The sequence below is a fragment of the Actinokineospora lacus genome (assembly GCF_053813445.1).
The window spans coordinates 128,128-141,087 of the sequence record NZ_JBQERA010000001.1 but is presented as its reverse complement, the minus strand read 5'-3'; the positions used below and the strand labels follow the sequence as shown (position 1 = coordinate 141,087).

Here is a 12,960-nt window from a genome sequence, read left to right as displayed (position 1 = left end):
GCGCATGACATCGGTTCAGATCGGCACCCACCAGGTGGGTCCCGGACACCGCCCCTTCGTCATCGCGGAGATGTCGGGCAACCACAACGGCTCGCTGGAGCGCGCCCTGGCGATCGTCGAGGCGGTGGCGGCCTCCGGCGCGCAGGCGCTGAAGCTGCAGACCTACACCGCCGACACGATCACGATTGACGTCGACCGCCCGGAGTTCCGGGTCTCCGACGGGCACGAGCTGTGGGGCGGGGAGACGCTGTACTCGCTCTACCAGCGGGCCCACACGCCCTGGGCGTGGCACGAGCCGCTGTTCGCGCGGGCGCGGGAGCTGGGGCTGACGGTGTTCTCCAGCCCGTTCGACCCGACCGCCGTCGAGCTGCTGGAGTCCCTGGGCTCGCCCGCGTACAAGATCGCCTCGTCGGAGCTGGTGGACCTGCCGCTGATCGAGCTGTGCGCCCGGACCGGCAAGCCGCTGGTCATCTCCACCGGGATGGGGTCGGTCGCGGAGATCTCCGCCGCGGTGGAGACGGCTCGGGCCGCGGGCAACGACCAGCTCGTCGTGCTGGGGTGCACCGCGTCGTACCCGGCCGACCCGGCGGAGAGCAACCTGCGCGGCCTGCCGCTGCTCTCGGCCGCGTTCGGGACGCTGGTTGGGCTGTCGGACCACACGCCGGGGATCGGGGCGCCGCTGGCGGCCGTCGCCCTGGGCGCCTGCGTCATCGAGAAGCACGTGACGCTGTCCCGGGAGGACGGCGGGGTCGACAGCGCGTTCTCCCTCGAGCCCGCCGAGCTGGCGTCGCTGGTGGTGGAGAGCGAACGGGCGTGGTCGGCCCTCGGCGCCGAGCGGATCGGGCCGCGGGCCAGCGAGCGCGAAGGGCTGCGGTTCCGGCGGTCGCTGTACGTGGTGGCCGACGTCCGGGCGGGGGACCGGGTGACGCGCGAGAACGTCCGGTCGATCCGCCCCGCGGGCGGCCTGCTCCCGGGTGAGCTGGACACCGTCCTGGGGCGGGCCTTCACCGCCGATGCGGCGCGGGGGACCGCGCTCACCTGGGACCTGATCTAGCCCACCCTCCGGACCACTTTCAGCAGGTACTCCTTGCGGTTCAGCGGGTTGTGGTCCGTCCCGGGGGCGAGTCGGTGGTGGAAAACTGCTCGCGAGCTTTATCGGCCAACCCGGAGATCAACTCCCGCGTCTGATCCGGGTCTTGAGCCAAGGAAAGCAGGTATTGCGACATGCGCTCTACGGCTTCAACGGTTCGCTGGTCTTCGCGTACCTGCACGGTGTGTGAAGTCTCCAGAATCGCCACGGTTCCGTGCTTCCGATGAAGAAGCCGGAACGCTGTCACGGCGACGTCTGAGTGTTCGTTGACCTTGCTGGGGATCACTCTCATCGTGACCTTTGGCGAGCTGGCCAGATCGAGAAGATATGCGTATTGCTCAGCCATTACCGCACGAGGAATCGTGGGCTTGGTTAACGCGCCTTCATCCAAGGTCACGCACAAGTGGGCCGGATTTTCGACGTCTGTCAGAATGGACTGGAAATACTGCTGCCGCTGAAGGTGGTCATCAACGCGGATGGTCGGTACGATCGCCGCCAAGGCGGAAGTCATGGCCTGTGCGTATGCCTTTGTTTGTAACATCGGGCAGATGGCGTGCGGGCTGTAGACATCTACAGTCCGTGCCAATCCTGTCAGTCCCGTCGCCAAAGCGTCCCACTCATCCGAGGCGGCAGCCGCCGCCTCGCTGCTGAACCTGGCCGCTTCCCATAGTCTGATCAAATTCGGCAACTCGTCCGTAGCGCCCAGATGAAGCGCGATAATCTCCACGGCGGGCCTGTTCGGCAGGTTCTTTCCCGCGAGCATTTGGGAGAAGGACGCTCGTGAAGTGCCGAGCCTTTGTCCCATCTCGCGGTGGGTCACATTTGCCTGTGAGCACAAGCGCTCAAGTTCGTACCGCAGCACGCGGCGCGCTGCCGAGGGATTGAGAGACATCTTCACGGCCACTGTTCCCGCTCCTCCGCGTCGAAACCCCACCACGCTCACCTGAATTTCTGATCACTGGTAAACCTCTGCCTGGCAGACACGCGCGGTCATGGCCTGCCTGCCAGGCAGAAGGATTGTCATTCGATTCACCTTGGTCGTCACGTCCGAGATGGCAGCCGCCCTCAGTCATTGCGTCCGCCCAAGCGGATTACTTGCTGTCGGCCGGTTCGGCCAGAGCGGCGTTGGCCAGCCCCACGAACACTTCCAGGCTCTGCCGGCTGTAGATGACCTCGACGTCATCCGCGCGCCCGCCCCCGCCGAGGACGAAAACCACTTTGCCGTCGTCTACGGGGTAGTAACGCAGGGGGTACCCGTCCTCGATGCTCGGCCCCGCGTACACCTTCAAGTGATCAGTCATTGCTCCTCCTTCTCAAAAGGTCATCACTTCGATACCGGTAGCAAAACGCGAGCGTCAGCGTTTGTGAACTGGTCGCAGGTGGGCTGCAGGGCTCGGGAAGGCAGCCACCACGGCCATCTGCGTTGGCTTGAGACCGTCCACTTGCAGGACGTGCCGGACCTCGACGTTGCGTTGAGCGATCAGGCCCACGATGTCGCCCTTCTGTCATCGCTCTGCCTTCTGTCTGAAAGGTAGGCTTCTTGGAGACAGGCCGCTGACCTGTGCAGGGTGAGAAAGGTGACGAGATGTCGAAACAGGCTCTGGCCAGGGATCGCGTCCTTGGCGCACGACTCCGAACCATCAGGCAGGGACAGAACCTCAGCCTTGAGCGGGCAGCGGAGCTTGCTCAATGGTCGCCCAGCACTCAGAGCCGTATCGAGACAGGCAAGCGCAAGGTCACCGTTGAAGACGTGGCCACCCTGCTAGCGGTCTACCGGGTCTCGGTTGATCTTCGAACGGAACTCATCGAGATGGCCAAGGCTGGCAACTCGGCTGGTTGGTGGGACCGTCCTTTGCCAGGCGTACCAAGGGAACTAGGCGCCCTGGTCAGCTATGAGGCAGGAGCAACGGCGCTCACAGACTGGTCTGTCACCCTCATTCCTGGGTTGTTGCAGACGCACGCCTACGCGGCAGGCTTCATGATCGCCGATGGTGTCGACCCTATGGACGTAGAGACACGTTGGATGGCTCGACTCCGGCGGCAGGAAGTCCTAGGCACCGTCGACTACACGGCCTATGTCGGTGAGGCGGCACTAGGAACACCCTTCGGGGGCGCGCAAGCCTTCAGCGACCAGCTAGGGCACCTAAGCAAGGCATATGACCGGGGTGTGCTCGTCCGGATAGTCCCGGAGCGCCAGGCGTACGCCGCGTTGCTTCATTCCTGGTTGCTCATGGAGTTCTCAGAGGTCTCCCCGGTCGTGCACGTCGAGCTGATGGAGGGTGGCGTCTACCTTCATGATCAGGAAGTCAAGCCGTACTTCCGAACCTTGCGTGTGCTCGATGACATCGCACTTTCACCCGCTGCAAGTCGAGATATGGTCAGAACGTACCTAGGGAGGACATGAGATGCAGTGGCGTAAGTCGTCTCGTTCGGGAAGCACGACCAACTGTGTGGAACTTCGGCAAGACCTGTCGGCTGTGCGGGACACTAAGCGACCGGTTGTAACACTAAAAGTGACCCGTGACGCTGTGGTCAGACTGGTCACTTTCACCAAGCAACCTTGAACACGTCGATGCCCCCCGGCCAAAGTCGGGGGCGTCACTGTTTGCGCAGGTCAGACGCCGTGACTACAGCTACCTTCGTTGTGTAACATCTCCCCATCGTCTTGGGCGAGCAGATCGACCGGCTCTTGGCACTGGCTGAGCTGCTGCGAGCCATCAAGGCCGAGCTATAGAAAGGGGCGAACATGGAACCCCGCGACGAGATACCACCTGGCGCCCGTTGGAAGACGAGCAGTTACAGCGGTAGCGGCGCTCAATGCGTCGAAGTCGCAGTGGGTGAGGTGGTAGACGTGCGTGACTCCAAGAGCCCCGAGACCGGTCACCTCGTCTTCCAGAATCAGGCTTGGTTGAGCTTCACTCAAGGGTTCAAGCGTCCACTGTGGCCTTCAGGCGCTTGATATCGTCCTCTTTGGACTAAGCAGCTCGGGAGCGGTCTGGGTGTTGCCGTCGTCGACGCTGCCGGCCTCGGATCAGGCGCCGAAGAAGTCCCGGATCTCACCGATCACGCGGTCGACGTCGGAGTCGGTGAGGTCGGCGAACATCGGCAGCGACAGCTCCTCGGCGTAGAACCGCTCCGCAACCGGGCACTGCCCGCGCCGGTAGCCCAGGTCCTCGAACACCGGGTGCCAGTACGCCGGGATGTAGTTCACCTGCACGCCGATGCCGACCCCGCGCAGGTGGTCGTACAGCGCGCGGCGCCTGCCCTCCAGGACCTGCACCGCGTACAGGTGCCACACCGGGTCCGCGCCGGGAAGGCACACCGGCAGACGCAGCCCGGGGACGTCGGCCAAACCCGCGCCGTACCGGGCGAACACCGCCGCCCGGCGCTCCTTGAACGCCGCCAAGCGCGCCAGTTGGCTGCTGCCCAACGCGCACAGGACGTCCGGCAGGCGGTAGTTCAGCCCGAACTCGTGCACCTCCTGGTGCCAGCCGCCCTCGTCGGGGGTGCGCTGGAGCGCCTTGTCGCGGACCAGGCCGTGGTTGCGGAAGCGGCGGGCGCGCTCCAGCAGCTTCTCGTCGGCGGTGACCACGGCGCCGCCCTCGGCGGTGGTCAGGTTCTTGGTGGGGAAGAACGAGAACGTCGTCAGGTCGGCCAGCGTGCCCACCGGCCTGCCCTGCCACGTCCCGCCTACGGAGTGGGCGGCGTCGGCCAACAGCAGCGCGTCCCCGGCGACAGCGCGCAGTCCGGCGTAGTCCGCCGGGTGGCCCGCGTAGTCCACCGCCGCGACCACCTTGGTCCGGCTGGTCACCGCGTCCCCGACCGCCTCGGGGTCCAGGGTCACCGTCGAGTCCACGACGTCGGCGAACACCACTTTGGCGCCCTGCAGGGCGGCACAGGCAGCGGTGGCGACGAACGTCATCGGCGTGCACACGACCTCATCGCCGGGGCCGACCTCGGCGGCGGCGTACGCCACGTGCAGCGCCGCCGTGCCCGAAGTGACCGCCACGGCGGGCGCGCCCGCCCAGGCGGCCAGGTCCGCCTCGAACCGGGTCACGGCCGGGCCGGTGGTCAGCCAGTCGCCGCGCAGGACGGCCGCGACGGCCTCGATGTCGCTGGCGTCGACCGACTGGCGCCCGTACGGCAGCGGGTCAGCCATGCCGCTCGACCAGGACGCGCAGGTCGTCGTCGTTGAGCCACAGGTCGTTGGTGTCCGAGCGGTAGGCGAACCCCTCCGGGACCGGCACCCCGGCCGTGGGCGGCTGGTAGCCCCAGCCCGCGATGTGCGGCATGACGATGTAGCGGTCGCCGTGCAGGACCGTCCGGCGGGCGTCGTCGGGGGCGATCATCTCCTCGTGCAGCTTCTCGCCCGGCCGCACGCCGATCTCCCGCATCGGGCTGTCCGGGGCGATCACCCGCGCGAGGTCGACCAGCCGCATGCTGGGGATGCGCGGGACGTACAGCTCCCCGCCGTGCATCTGCTCGAAGGAGTCCACGACGAACTGCACCGCCTGCGGCAGGGTGATCCAGAACCGCGTCATCCGCTTGTCGGTGATCGGCAGCTCCTCGCCGCGCTCGGCGAGTTGGCGGAAGAACGGGATCACGCTGCCGCGCGAGCCCATGACGTTGCCGTAGCGCACCACCGCGAACCGCGTCGGGTGCCCGGCGGCGTAGTGGTTGGCGCTGATGAACATGCGGTCCGCGCACAGCTTCGTCGCGCCGTAGAGGTTGATCGGGCTCGACGCCTTGTCCGTCGACAGCGCCACGACCCGCTGCACACCGCAGTCGATCGCCGCCTCGATGACGTTCTGCGAGCCGTGCACGTTGGTCTGGACGAACTCGAAGGCGTTGTACTCGCCGGTGTCCACCTGCTTGAGGGCGGCGGCGTGCACCACGTAGTCCACCCCACGCATGGCGCGTTCCAGCCTGCGGCGGTCGCGGATGTCGCCGATGAACCAGCGCAGCCGGGGGTCGTCGCCGAAGAGCTGGCGCGCCTCGTACTGCTTGAGCTCGTCGCGGCTGAGCACGATGACCTTCGCCGGGTTCAGCTCGGCGAGGGCGTGGGCGATGAACGCCTTGCCGAAGGACCCCGTCCCACCGGTCAGCAGGATGCTGGCACCGTCGAGCACTGTCATCTCAACCTCCGCGTCGACCGCCCCTCGCGGTGGGCCATCATGGCACCCGTGCGCGTGAACGCCGTCATCCAGGCACGGATGTCCTCCACCCGGCTGCCCGGCAAGGTCCTGCGTGACCTGGGCGGACGCTCGGTGCTGGCCTGGGTCGTGCGGGCCGCGCGGGACTCCTCCGCCGACTCGGTCATCGTCGCCACCTCGACCGCGCCCGACGACGACCCGGTCGCCGAGGCCGCCGCCGCGCTCGGCGCCGAGGTGGTCAGGGGTCCCTTGGACGACGTGCTGGCCCGGTTCGTCGCCGCGCTCGACGAGCACCCGTGCGACGCCGTCCTGCGGCTCACCGCCGACTGCCCCCTGCACGACCCCGCGGTGCTCGACGCCGTCATCGGCCTGTGGCGCTCCGATCCGGGGCTGCACTACGTCAGCGACACCCTGGTGCGCACCCTCCCGCGCGGCTACGACGCCGAGGTCGTCCGCGCCGACGTCCTGCGCGCCCAGGCCGCCATCCCCGAGGGCCCGCACCGCGAGCACGTCACCGCTGGGGTGTACACCGACCCGGCGTACCGGTGCGCGGGCGTGGTCTTCCAGCCCGGCGCCGCCGACCTGCGCCTGACCCTGGACACCCCCGAGGACGCCGCCGTCATCGAGGGCGTGGTGGCGGCCGTCGGCCACACTGACTGGCGCGCCGTCGTGGCACACCTGCGCGCCCACCCCGACCTGGCGGCGCTGAACGCCCACGTCGAGCAGAAGAAATGACCACCCTGCTCCTGCGCGTCGACGCGGGCCCGGCCATCGGCGTCGGCCACCTCTCGCGCTGTGTCGCCGTCGCCGAGGAGGCCGTCGCCCGAGGCTGGACGGTCACCGTCACCGGCACCCTGACCGGCGCCGCCTGGCTGACCACCCGCCTCACCGAACTGGGCGTCGAGATCCGCCCGGACCTCACCCCGGCCGACATCGTCCTGGTCGACCACTACGGCCACATCCCCCTACCTGACACCCACCTGGTCTCGATCGAAGACGGCCCCTACGGCCGCCGTCGAGCCGACGTCGTCGTCGACTGCAACCTCGCCCCCGCCCCCCGCCCCGACGACGGCTCCCCCTTGGTCCTGCGCGGCCCCGCCTACGCCCCCCTCCGCGCCGCCATCCGCACCGCTCGCACCCACCGAGCCCGCGAGCCCTGGGCGGTGACCGACTCCCAGCGAGCCCGCGAGCCCCGCGACCGTCCCCGGGTGGTCGTCGCGATGGGTGGCGGAGCCATGGCCGGGACCGTCTCCGCCGCCCTCACCGCCCTCTGGGCGACCGCGCTGCCCATGGACGTCCTGGCGATCTCCGCCGCCCCCCTAGACCCGGGCACTCCGAGCCCGGGCGCCACCATCGAGGTCAGCCCCCCGCGCCCCGACCTGCCGGACCTGTTCGCCGCCGCGGACCTGGTCATCAGCGCCGCGGGCGTGACCCTGCTGGAACTGTGCTGCCTGGCCGTCCCCACCGCCCTGGTCGTCGCCGCCGACAACCAGCTCCCCGGCTACACCGCCGCCACCGACCGTGCCCTCGCCGCCCCCCTGGGCGACCTGACCGACACCGAAGCCGCCACCGCCACCCTGCGCCACCTGCTCACGACCCCCACCGCCCGAGCCGCCCTGTCCCGCGCCGCCGCCAAGACCGTCGACGGCCACGGCGCCCGTCGAATCCTCAACGCCGCCGCGGGCCTCACCACCCGCCCAGCCACCCCAGCCGACTCCGACCGCCTGCTGGCCTGGCGCAACGACCCCGTCACCCGCCACTGGTCGGTCAACCAGGACCTGGTGCCCCAAGCCGTCCACGAGACCTGGCTGGCCACGGCGCTCACCACCCGCCACCTGCTCATCGCCGAGGAATCGGGCACCCCCATCGCCGTCATCCGCTTCGACCCGACCGCCCCCGGCGAGGTCGAGGTCAGCATCACCCTCGCCCCCCAAGCCCGAGGCCGCGGCCTGGCCAGGCCGGTGCTGGAAGCCGCCCACGACCACCTCACTGACACCCGCGTCCTGGCCCGCGTGCACCGCGACAACACCGCCTCCCGCAGGCTGTTCGCGAGCGCGGGCTACCGCCCCACCCAACGCCCCGCGGAAGACGGCTTCGACTTCTACGCGATCGACCTCTAGACGCGGCTACAGGTACTGGCCGGTCCCGCGCAGGTGCGGACCCTCCGGTGCCGCGCCCTGGGTACCTGGCGGCAGGCCACGGCGCATTTGCTCCAGCTGCACCCGAGCGGCCATCTGCTGGGCGAACAACGCGGTCTGGATGCCGTGGAAGAGGCCCTCCAGCCACCCCACCAGCTGCGCCTGCGCGATGCGCAGCTCCGCGTCCGACGGCGTGTTCTCCTCGGTGAACGGCAGCGACAGCCGCTCCAGCTCCTCGCGGAGTTCCGGGGCCAGGCCCTCCTCCAGTTCCTTTATCGAGCGGGTGTGGATCTCGCGCAGGCGGTTGCGGCTGGCCTCGTCCAGCGGCGCGGCGCGGACCTCCTCCAGCAGTTGCTTGATCATCGTGCCGATGCGCATGACCTTGGCGGGCTGTTCCACCATGTCGCCGACCGATTCCCCGCCCTCGCCGTTCTCGCCGGGGAGGCGGGCGGTGCCGAGTGGGGAGCCGTCCGGCCCCACCACCATCACGTGACTGGTCTCGTCGGGCTGTCCGGGCTGGCTCATGGTTGGCAGGGTATCCGCCCCGCGGACCCGCGAAACGACCCATGGCACACCTGCGTACGGTGTTGCGCATGGCCTTCGACGTCGCTCGAATTCGCGGGCTGTTCCCCGCGCTGGGTGACGGCTGGGTGCACCTCGACTCGCCCGCCGGTATGCAGGTTCCCGAACAGGTCGCGACCGCCGTCTCCACCGCGCTGCGCGCCCCCGTGTCCGGTCCCGGCGGCAATTTCCCGGCCTCCCAGCGGGCGGAGGCCATCGAGGACGCGGCCCGGCGCGCGGTCGCCGACCTGGTCAACGTCGACGCCGCCGGGGTCGTCCTCGGGCCCAACCCGGCGGTCCTGCTCGACCGCCTCGCCGAGTCCCTCGGCGATGGCTGGCTCATCGGCGACGAGGTCGCGCTCTCGCGCCTCGACCACCAGGCCAACACCGCCCCGTGGCTGCGCGTGGCCCAGCGCGCGGGCGCCACCGTCCGCTGGGCGGAGATCGACATCGAGACCTGCGAGCTGCCCGCGTGGCAGTACGAGAACCTGATCTCCCACCGCACGAAGGTCGTCGCGGTCACCGCGGCCTCCGGCGCGGTCGGCACCCGCCCCGACCTGGCCAGAATCATCTCCTACGCCAAGGAAGCGGGCGCCTTCGTCGTCGTCGACGCCTCCTCGGCCGCGCCGTACGTCCCCATGGACATGGCCGCCCTGGGCGCCGACGTCGTCGCCGTCTCGGCGGGCGCGTGGGGCGGGCCCGCGGTGGCCGCGCTGGCCTTCGCCGACCCCGCCGTCCTCGACCGGCTGCCCGCCAGCTCCCTCGACCCGCGCGCCACCGGCCCCCGCAGGCTCGAGCTCGGCGGCCACGCCTACCCGCCGCTGGCCGGGCTGGTCGCCTCCGTCGACTACCTCGCCGACCTCGACGACGCGGCCACCGGCAGCCGCCGCGAGCGCATCGCCGTCTCCCTCGGCTCGGCCAAGAGCTACCAGGCGGGGCTGCTGTCCCGGCTGATCAGCGACCTGCGCTCGCTTTCCCACGTCATGGTCATCGGCGACGCCATGCGCCGAATCCCCGCGCTGGCGTTCACCGTCGCCGACCGCAAGGCGGCCGAGGTGGTCGACCACCTCGCCGAGCACGGCATCTGCGCCTTCGCCGACGACACCCCCTCCGGCGTGTTCGCCACCCTCGGCGTCGGCGAGGTCGGCGGCGCGGTCCGGGTGGGCCTGGCCCACTACACGACCGCGGTCGAGGTCGACCAGCTCGTCGCCGCGCTCAGATAGCCCCGGAACGTTCACCACGTCTCGACGCGCCTGGCCGCGACGGCCCCGTACAACCCGGTACGAGACCGGCTCCGGCGCCACGCCGACACACAGCCAACGCCCTGGGTCACACCGCCAGGACGAGCTTGCCGAACACCCCGCCGTCCTCCAGCATCCGGTGCGCGTCGGCGGCCCTGGCGATCGGCAGCACCTCGTGCACGACCGGCCGCACCGCCCCGGCCTCGACCAGTGGCCACACCTGCTCGACGACCGCGGCGCAGATCGCCCCCTTCTCGGCGACCGGCCGGTAGCGCAGGCTCGTCGCGGTCACCGTCGCGTTCTTCGCCAGCACCGCGGCGATGTCCAACTCCGCGCGGGCCCCGCCCTGCATCCCGATCACCACCAGCCGCCCGCCCCGTTTCAGCGCGGCGATATTGCGGGCGAGGTATTTGGCCCCCATGTTGTCGAGGATGACGTCGGCGGCGACCTCTTTCTCGAATTCCGCGCTGCGATAATCCAGCGTGATGTCGGCCCCCAGTTCGGCGCATCGATTGAGCCGTTCGGCGGAACCGGCGGTCACCGCGACCGTCGCGCCGAGCGCTTTCCCGAGCTGGATCGCGTGGGTGCCGATCCCGCCCGCGCCGCCGTGCACCAGCAGCGTCTCCCCGACACCCAGCCGCGCGGTCTGGACCACGTTGGACCACACCGTGCAGGCCACTTCCGGCAGCGCGGCGGCGGTCACCAAGTCCACACCGGACGGAACAGGCATCAGCTGGGCGGCCGGAACCGGCACAATTTCGGCATATCCGCCGCCCGCCAGCAGCGCGCACACCTCGTCGCCGACGGCCCAGCCGGTGACCCCGGCGCCCACCTCGGCGATGGTTCCCGAGCACTCCAGCCCGACGATGCCGCTCGACCCCGGTGGGGGCGGATACAAACCCTTGCGCTGCAACAGGTCCGCGCGGTTCACCGCCGTCGCGGCCACGCGTACCAATACTTCGCCGGGACCGGGCGCCGGATCGGGTGCCGCCGACCAGACCAGGACTTCCGGCCCGCCGGGTTCGACAATCGTGATCGCCTGCATGGGCTCAACGGTAATACCAAGCCGGTCCGGTCACAGTCGCAGGCGAACTCTTGACCAGAGGCGATTTCCGAGCGAGAGTCACGCTCGCCGGAAATGCCGCTTCGGGGAACGCGCCGGCATGATCCACCCCCCACGAAGGGAAGTTCGCATGTCGTCTACCCGGACCCCACTCAGGGCGGGCGCCGTCCTGCTCGCCGCGTGCGCCGGTCTCACCTTCACCACCGTGCCCGCGAGCGCGCAGGCCGACCTGCCCGACGGGCCCGCGCTCGCCCGCAACCTGGTCAAGAAGGTCACCGTCAGCGGCGTCAACCGCCACCTCATCGCTTTCCAGCGCCTGTCCGACCGCAACGGCGGGTCGCGCGCGGCGGGCACCCCCGGCTACGACGCCAGCGTCGAGTACGTCGCGGGCAAGCTGCGCGCCGCGGGCTACGACGTGTCGACGCCGGAGTTCACCTACCCCGTGCAGGTGTTCGACGCCGCCTACGCCCAGGTCGGGGCCACCAAGGTCGAGGCCATCGCGATGGAGGAGTCGCCGCAGACGCCCGTGGGCGGCGTGACCGGACCGCTGGTCGCCGTCCCGCAGGACGCCACCCCCGGCTGTGAGGCCACCGACTTCGACGGCCTGCCGATGACCGGCGCGGTCGCCCTGATCCGCCGCGGCGCGTGCACCTTCGAGATCAAGGCGAAGAACGCCCACGCCGCGGGCGCGGTCGCGGTGCTGATCGCCAACAACGTCGACGGCCCGCTCTCCAACGTCACCGTGACCGACGGCGTGGTCCCGACCGGCGGCGTCAGCCGGGCCGACGGCGACACCCTGTTCGGCCTCAACGGCAGCTCGGCCACCGTGGACATGCGCTTCCACATCGAGGAGCGCCCCTCCCGCAACGTCATCGCCCAGACCAAGACCGGCCGCAAGGACAACGTGGTCATGGCGGGCGCGCACCTCGACAGCGTCGAGCTCGGCGCGGGCATCAACGACAACGGCACCGGCAGCGCCGGCCTGCTGGAGACCGCGCTGCAGCTCGGCGGCTCCCCGCGGGTCAACAACTCCATCCGCTTCGCCTGGTGGGGCGCCGAGGAGCTGGGCCTGGTCGGCTCGTCCAAGTACGTCCAGTCGCTGACCTTCGAGCAGCAGCTCGACATCGCGCTGTACCTGAACTACGACATGATCGGCTCCCCGAACGCGGCGTACTTCGTCTACGACGGCGATGACTCCGACGCCGTGGGCGCGGGCGAGGGCCCGTACGGCTCGGCGCAGATCGAGGCGGCGTTCGTGAACTTCCTGGAGACGACCGGCACCCCGACCGAGGGTTCGGACTTCTCCGGCCGCTCCGACTACTTCGAGTTCATCGAGAACGGCATCCCCTCCGGTGGTCTGTTCACCGGCGCCGAGGGCATCAAGACCGAGGCGCAGGCGGCGAAGTGGGGCGGGCAGGCCGGTGTCGCCTACGACCCGTGCTACCACTCCGCGTGTGACAACCTGGGCAACGTCGACCGCGTCGCCCTGGACCGCAACTCCGACGCCATGGCGTGGGTGACCGCGTCCTACGGCGTCAGCACCGAGGACATCAACGGCGTCCCGCCGAGGGCGTCCAAGACCGCCAAGTCGGTCAAGGACAGCCGCGCGGCCTACCGCCTCTCGGTGATCAACAGCAACGCGGGCAACCACGACGGTGGCCACTCGCACGCCGCGACCTCCTAACGGAGCAAACAAAAAGACTCCGCGTCGCCC

General features: G+C 69.7%; 14 protein-coding genes. 8 read left to right on the top strand and 6 right to left on the bottom strand.

What is annotated here, in order from left to right; genetic code table 11:
- Positions 1-4: 4 nt before the first annotated feature.
- Positions 5-1,054 carry a pseudaminic acid synthase gene (pseI, locus tag ACTG9Q_RS00715; protein ID WP_455570580.1) on the top strand — a complete coding sequence of 350 codons (1,050 nt, stop codon included), beginning with the start codon at positions 5-7 and terminating at the stop codon, positions 1,052-1,054.
- 40 nt (positions 1,055-1,094) lie between these two features.
- On the opposite strand, the gene ACTG9Q_RS00710 is transcribed toward pseI, so the two are convergent.
- Positions 1,095-1,994: a DUF5753 domain-containing protein gene (locus tag ACTG9Q_RS00710; RefSeq protein ID WP_455570579.1), complete on the bottom strand. Its 900-nt coding sequence runs from the start codon at positions 1,992-1,994 to the stop codon at positions 1,095-1,097.
- A 187-nt stretch (positions 1,995-2,181) separates the two neighbouring features.
- Positions 2,182-2,391, bottom strand: a complete 210-nt coding sequence (locus ACTG9Q_RS00705; RefSeq protein ID WP_455570578.1) for a hypothetical protein — start codon at positions 2,389-2,391, stop codon at positions 2,182-2,184.
- 284 nt (positions 2,392-2,675) lie between these two features.
- Between ACTG9Q_RS00705 and ACTG9Q_RS00700 the strand changes: the two genes are divergently transcribed.
- The 3 genes from ACTG9Q_RS00700 (at position 2,676) to ACTG9Q_RS00690 (ending at position 4,049) form a co-directional block, all read left to right on the top strand.
- On the top strand, positions 2,676-3,494 hold the full coding sequence (locus ACTG9Q_RS00700) for a helix-turn-helix domain-containing protein (protein WP_455570577.1): 819 nt from the start codon (positions 2,676-2,678) through the stop codon (positions 3,492-3,494).
- Position 3,495: 1 nt separating this feature from the next.
- Entirely contained in the window at positions 3,496-3,654 is a 159-nt protein-coding gene (locus tag ACTG9Q_RS00695) for a DUF397 domain-containing protein (RefSeq protein ID WP_455570576.1), read from the top strand.
- A 182-nt stretch (positions 3,655-3,836) separates the two neighbouring features.
- Positions 3,837-4,049 (top strand): DUF397 domain-containing protein, encoded by a 213-nt coding sequence (locus tag ACTG9Q_RS00690; protein WP_455570575.1) that lies wholly within the window; start codon positions 3,837-3,839, stop codon positions 4,047-4,049.
- A 72-nt stretch (positions 4,050-4,121) separates the two neighbouring features.
- Here the strand turns inward: ACTG9Q_RS00690 and ACTG9Q_RS00685 are convergent, their stop codons facing one another.
- Both ACTG9Q_RS00685 and pseB read right to left on the bottom strand, forming a co-directional pair.
- Entirely contained in the window at positions 4,122-5,249 is a 1,128-nt protein-coding gene (locus tag ACTG9Q_RS00685) for a DegT/DnrJ/EryC1/StrS family aminotransferase (RefSeq protein WP_455570574.1), read from the bottom strand.
- The gene (gene pseB, locus ACTG9Q_RS00680) at positions 5,242-6,225 is read right to left on the bottom strand and encodes a UDP-N-acetylglucosamine 4,6-dehydratase (inverting) (RefSeq protein WP_455570573.1); all 984 of its coding nucleotides are present in this window, start codon (positions 6,223-6,225) and stop codon (positions 5,242-5,244) included. Before pseB ends, ACTG9Q_RS00685 begins: the two co-directional genes overlap by 8 nt.
- A 39-nt stretch (positions 6,226-6,264) precedes the next feature.
- Between pseB and ACTG9Q_RS00675 the strand changes: the two genes are divergently transcribed.
- Positions 6,265-6,978, top strand: a complete 714-nt coding sequence (locus ACTG9Q_RS00675; RefSeq protein ID WP_455570572.1) for a cytidylyltransferase domain-containing protein — start codon at positions 6,265-6,267, stop codon at positions 6,976-6,978.
- Positions 6,975-8,363, top strand: coding sequence for a GNAT family N-acetyltransferase (locus tag ACTG9Q_RS00670; protein WP_455570571.1), 1,389 nt, complete (start codon positions 6,975-6,977; stop codon positions 8,361-8,363). The genes ACTG9Q_RS00675 and ACTG9Q_RS00670 overlap by 4 nt, the downstream gene beginning before the upstream one ends.
- Positions 8,364-8,369: 6 nt before the next feature.
- On the opposite strand, the gene ACTG9Q_RS00665 is transcribed toward ACTG9Q_RS00670, so the two are convergent.
- Positions 8,370-8,906: a bacterial proteasome activator family protein gene (locus ACTG9Q_RS00665; protein WP_455570570.1), complete on the bottom strand. Its 537-nt coding sequence runs from the start codon at positions 8,904-8,906 to the stop codon at positions 8,370-8,372.
- A gap of 68 nt (positions 8,907-8,974) precedes the next feature.
- On the opposite strand from ACTG9Q_RS00665, the gene ACTG9Q_RS00660 reads away from it, so the two are divergent.
- On the top strand, positions 8,975-10,165 hold the full coding sequence (locus ACTG9Q_RS00660) for a cysteine desulfurase-like protein (protein WP_455570569.1): 1,191 nt from the start codon (positions 8,975-8,977) through the stop codon (positions 10,163-10,165).
- 106 nt (positions 10,166-10,271) lie between these two features.
- On the opposite strand, the gene ACTG9Q_RS00655 is transcribed toward ACTG9Q_RS00660, so the two are convergent.
- A complete protein-coding gene (locus ACTG9Q_RS00655) occupies positions 10,272-11,228 on the bottom strand; it encodes an NAD(P)H-quinone oxidoreductase (RefSeq protein ID WP_455570568.1) in 957 nt (318 codons plus the stop codon).
- Between the two features lie 148 nt (positions 11,229-11,376).
- On the opposite strand from ACTG9Q_RS00655, the gene ACTG9Q_RS00650 reads away from it, so the two are divergent.
- The gene (locus ACTG9Q_RS00650; RefSeq protein WP_455570567.1) at positions 11,377-12,930 is read left to right on the top strand and encodes a M28 family metallopeptidase; all 1,554 of its coding nucleotides are present in this window, start codon (positions 11,377-11,379) and stop codon (positions 12,928-12,930) included.
- Positions 12,931-12,960: the final 30 nt, after the last annotated feature.

Excerpts from the sequence above, each read along its gene's own strand:
- ACTG9Q_RS00705 (WP_455570578.1), bottom strand. The coding sequence starts at position 2,391 with ATGACTGATCACTTGAAGGTGTACGCGGGGCCGAGCATCGAGGACGGG.
- ACTG9Q_RS00700 (WP_455570577.1), top strand. The coding sequence starts at position 2,676 with ATGTCGAAACAGGCTCTGGCCAGGGATCGCGTCCTTGGCGCACGACTC.
- ACTG9Q_RS00655 (WP_455570568.1), bottom strand. The coding sequence starts at position 11,228 with ATGCAGGCGATCACGATTGTCGAACCCGGCGGGCCGGAAGTCCTGGTC.
- ACTG9Q_RS00675 (WP_455570572.1), top strand. The coding sequence starts at position 6,265 with ATGGCACCCGTGCGCGTGAACGCCGTCATCCAGGCACGGATGTCCTCC.
- pseI (WP_455570580.1), top strand. The coding sequence starts at position 5 with ATGACATCGGTTCAGATCGGCACCCACCAGGTGGGTCCCGGACACCGC.
- ACTG9Q_RS00690 (WP_455570575.1), top strand. The coding sequence starts at position 3,837 with ATGGAACCCCGCGACGAGATACCACCTGGCGCCCGTTGGAAGACGAGC.
- ACTG9Q_RS00660 (WP_455570569.1), top strand. The coding sequence starts at position 8,975 with ATGGCCTTCGACGTCGCTCGAATTCGCGGGCTGTTCCCCGCGCTGGGT.
- ACTG9Q_RS00650 (WP_455570567.1), top strand. The coding sequence starts at position 11,377 with ATGTCGTCTACCCGGACCCCACTCAGGGCGGGCGCCGTCCTGCTCGCC.
- pseB (WP_455570573.1), bottom strand. The coding sequence starts at position 6,225 with ATGACAGTGCTCGACGGTGCCAGCATCCTGCTGACCGGTGGGACGGGG.
- ACTG9Q_RS00695 (WP_455570576.1), top strand. The coding sequence starts at position 3,496 with ATGCAGTGGCGTAAGTCGTCTCGTTCGGGAAGCACGACCAACTGTGTG.
- ACTG9Q_RS00685 (WP_455570574.1), bottom strand. The coding sequence starts at position 5,249 with ATGGCTGACCCGCTGCCGTACGGGCGCCAGTCGGTCGACGCCAGCGAC.
- ACTG9Q_RS00670 (WP_455570571.1), top strand. The coding sequence starts at position 6,975 with ATGACCACCCTGCTCCTGCGCGTCGACGCGGGCCCGGCCATCGGCGTC.
- ACTG9Q_RS00665 (WP_455570570.1), bottom strand. The coding sequence starts at position 8,906 with ATGAGCCAGCCCGGACAGCCCGACGAGACCAGTCACGTGATGGTGGTG.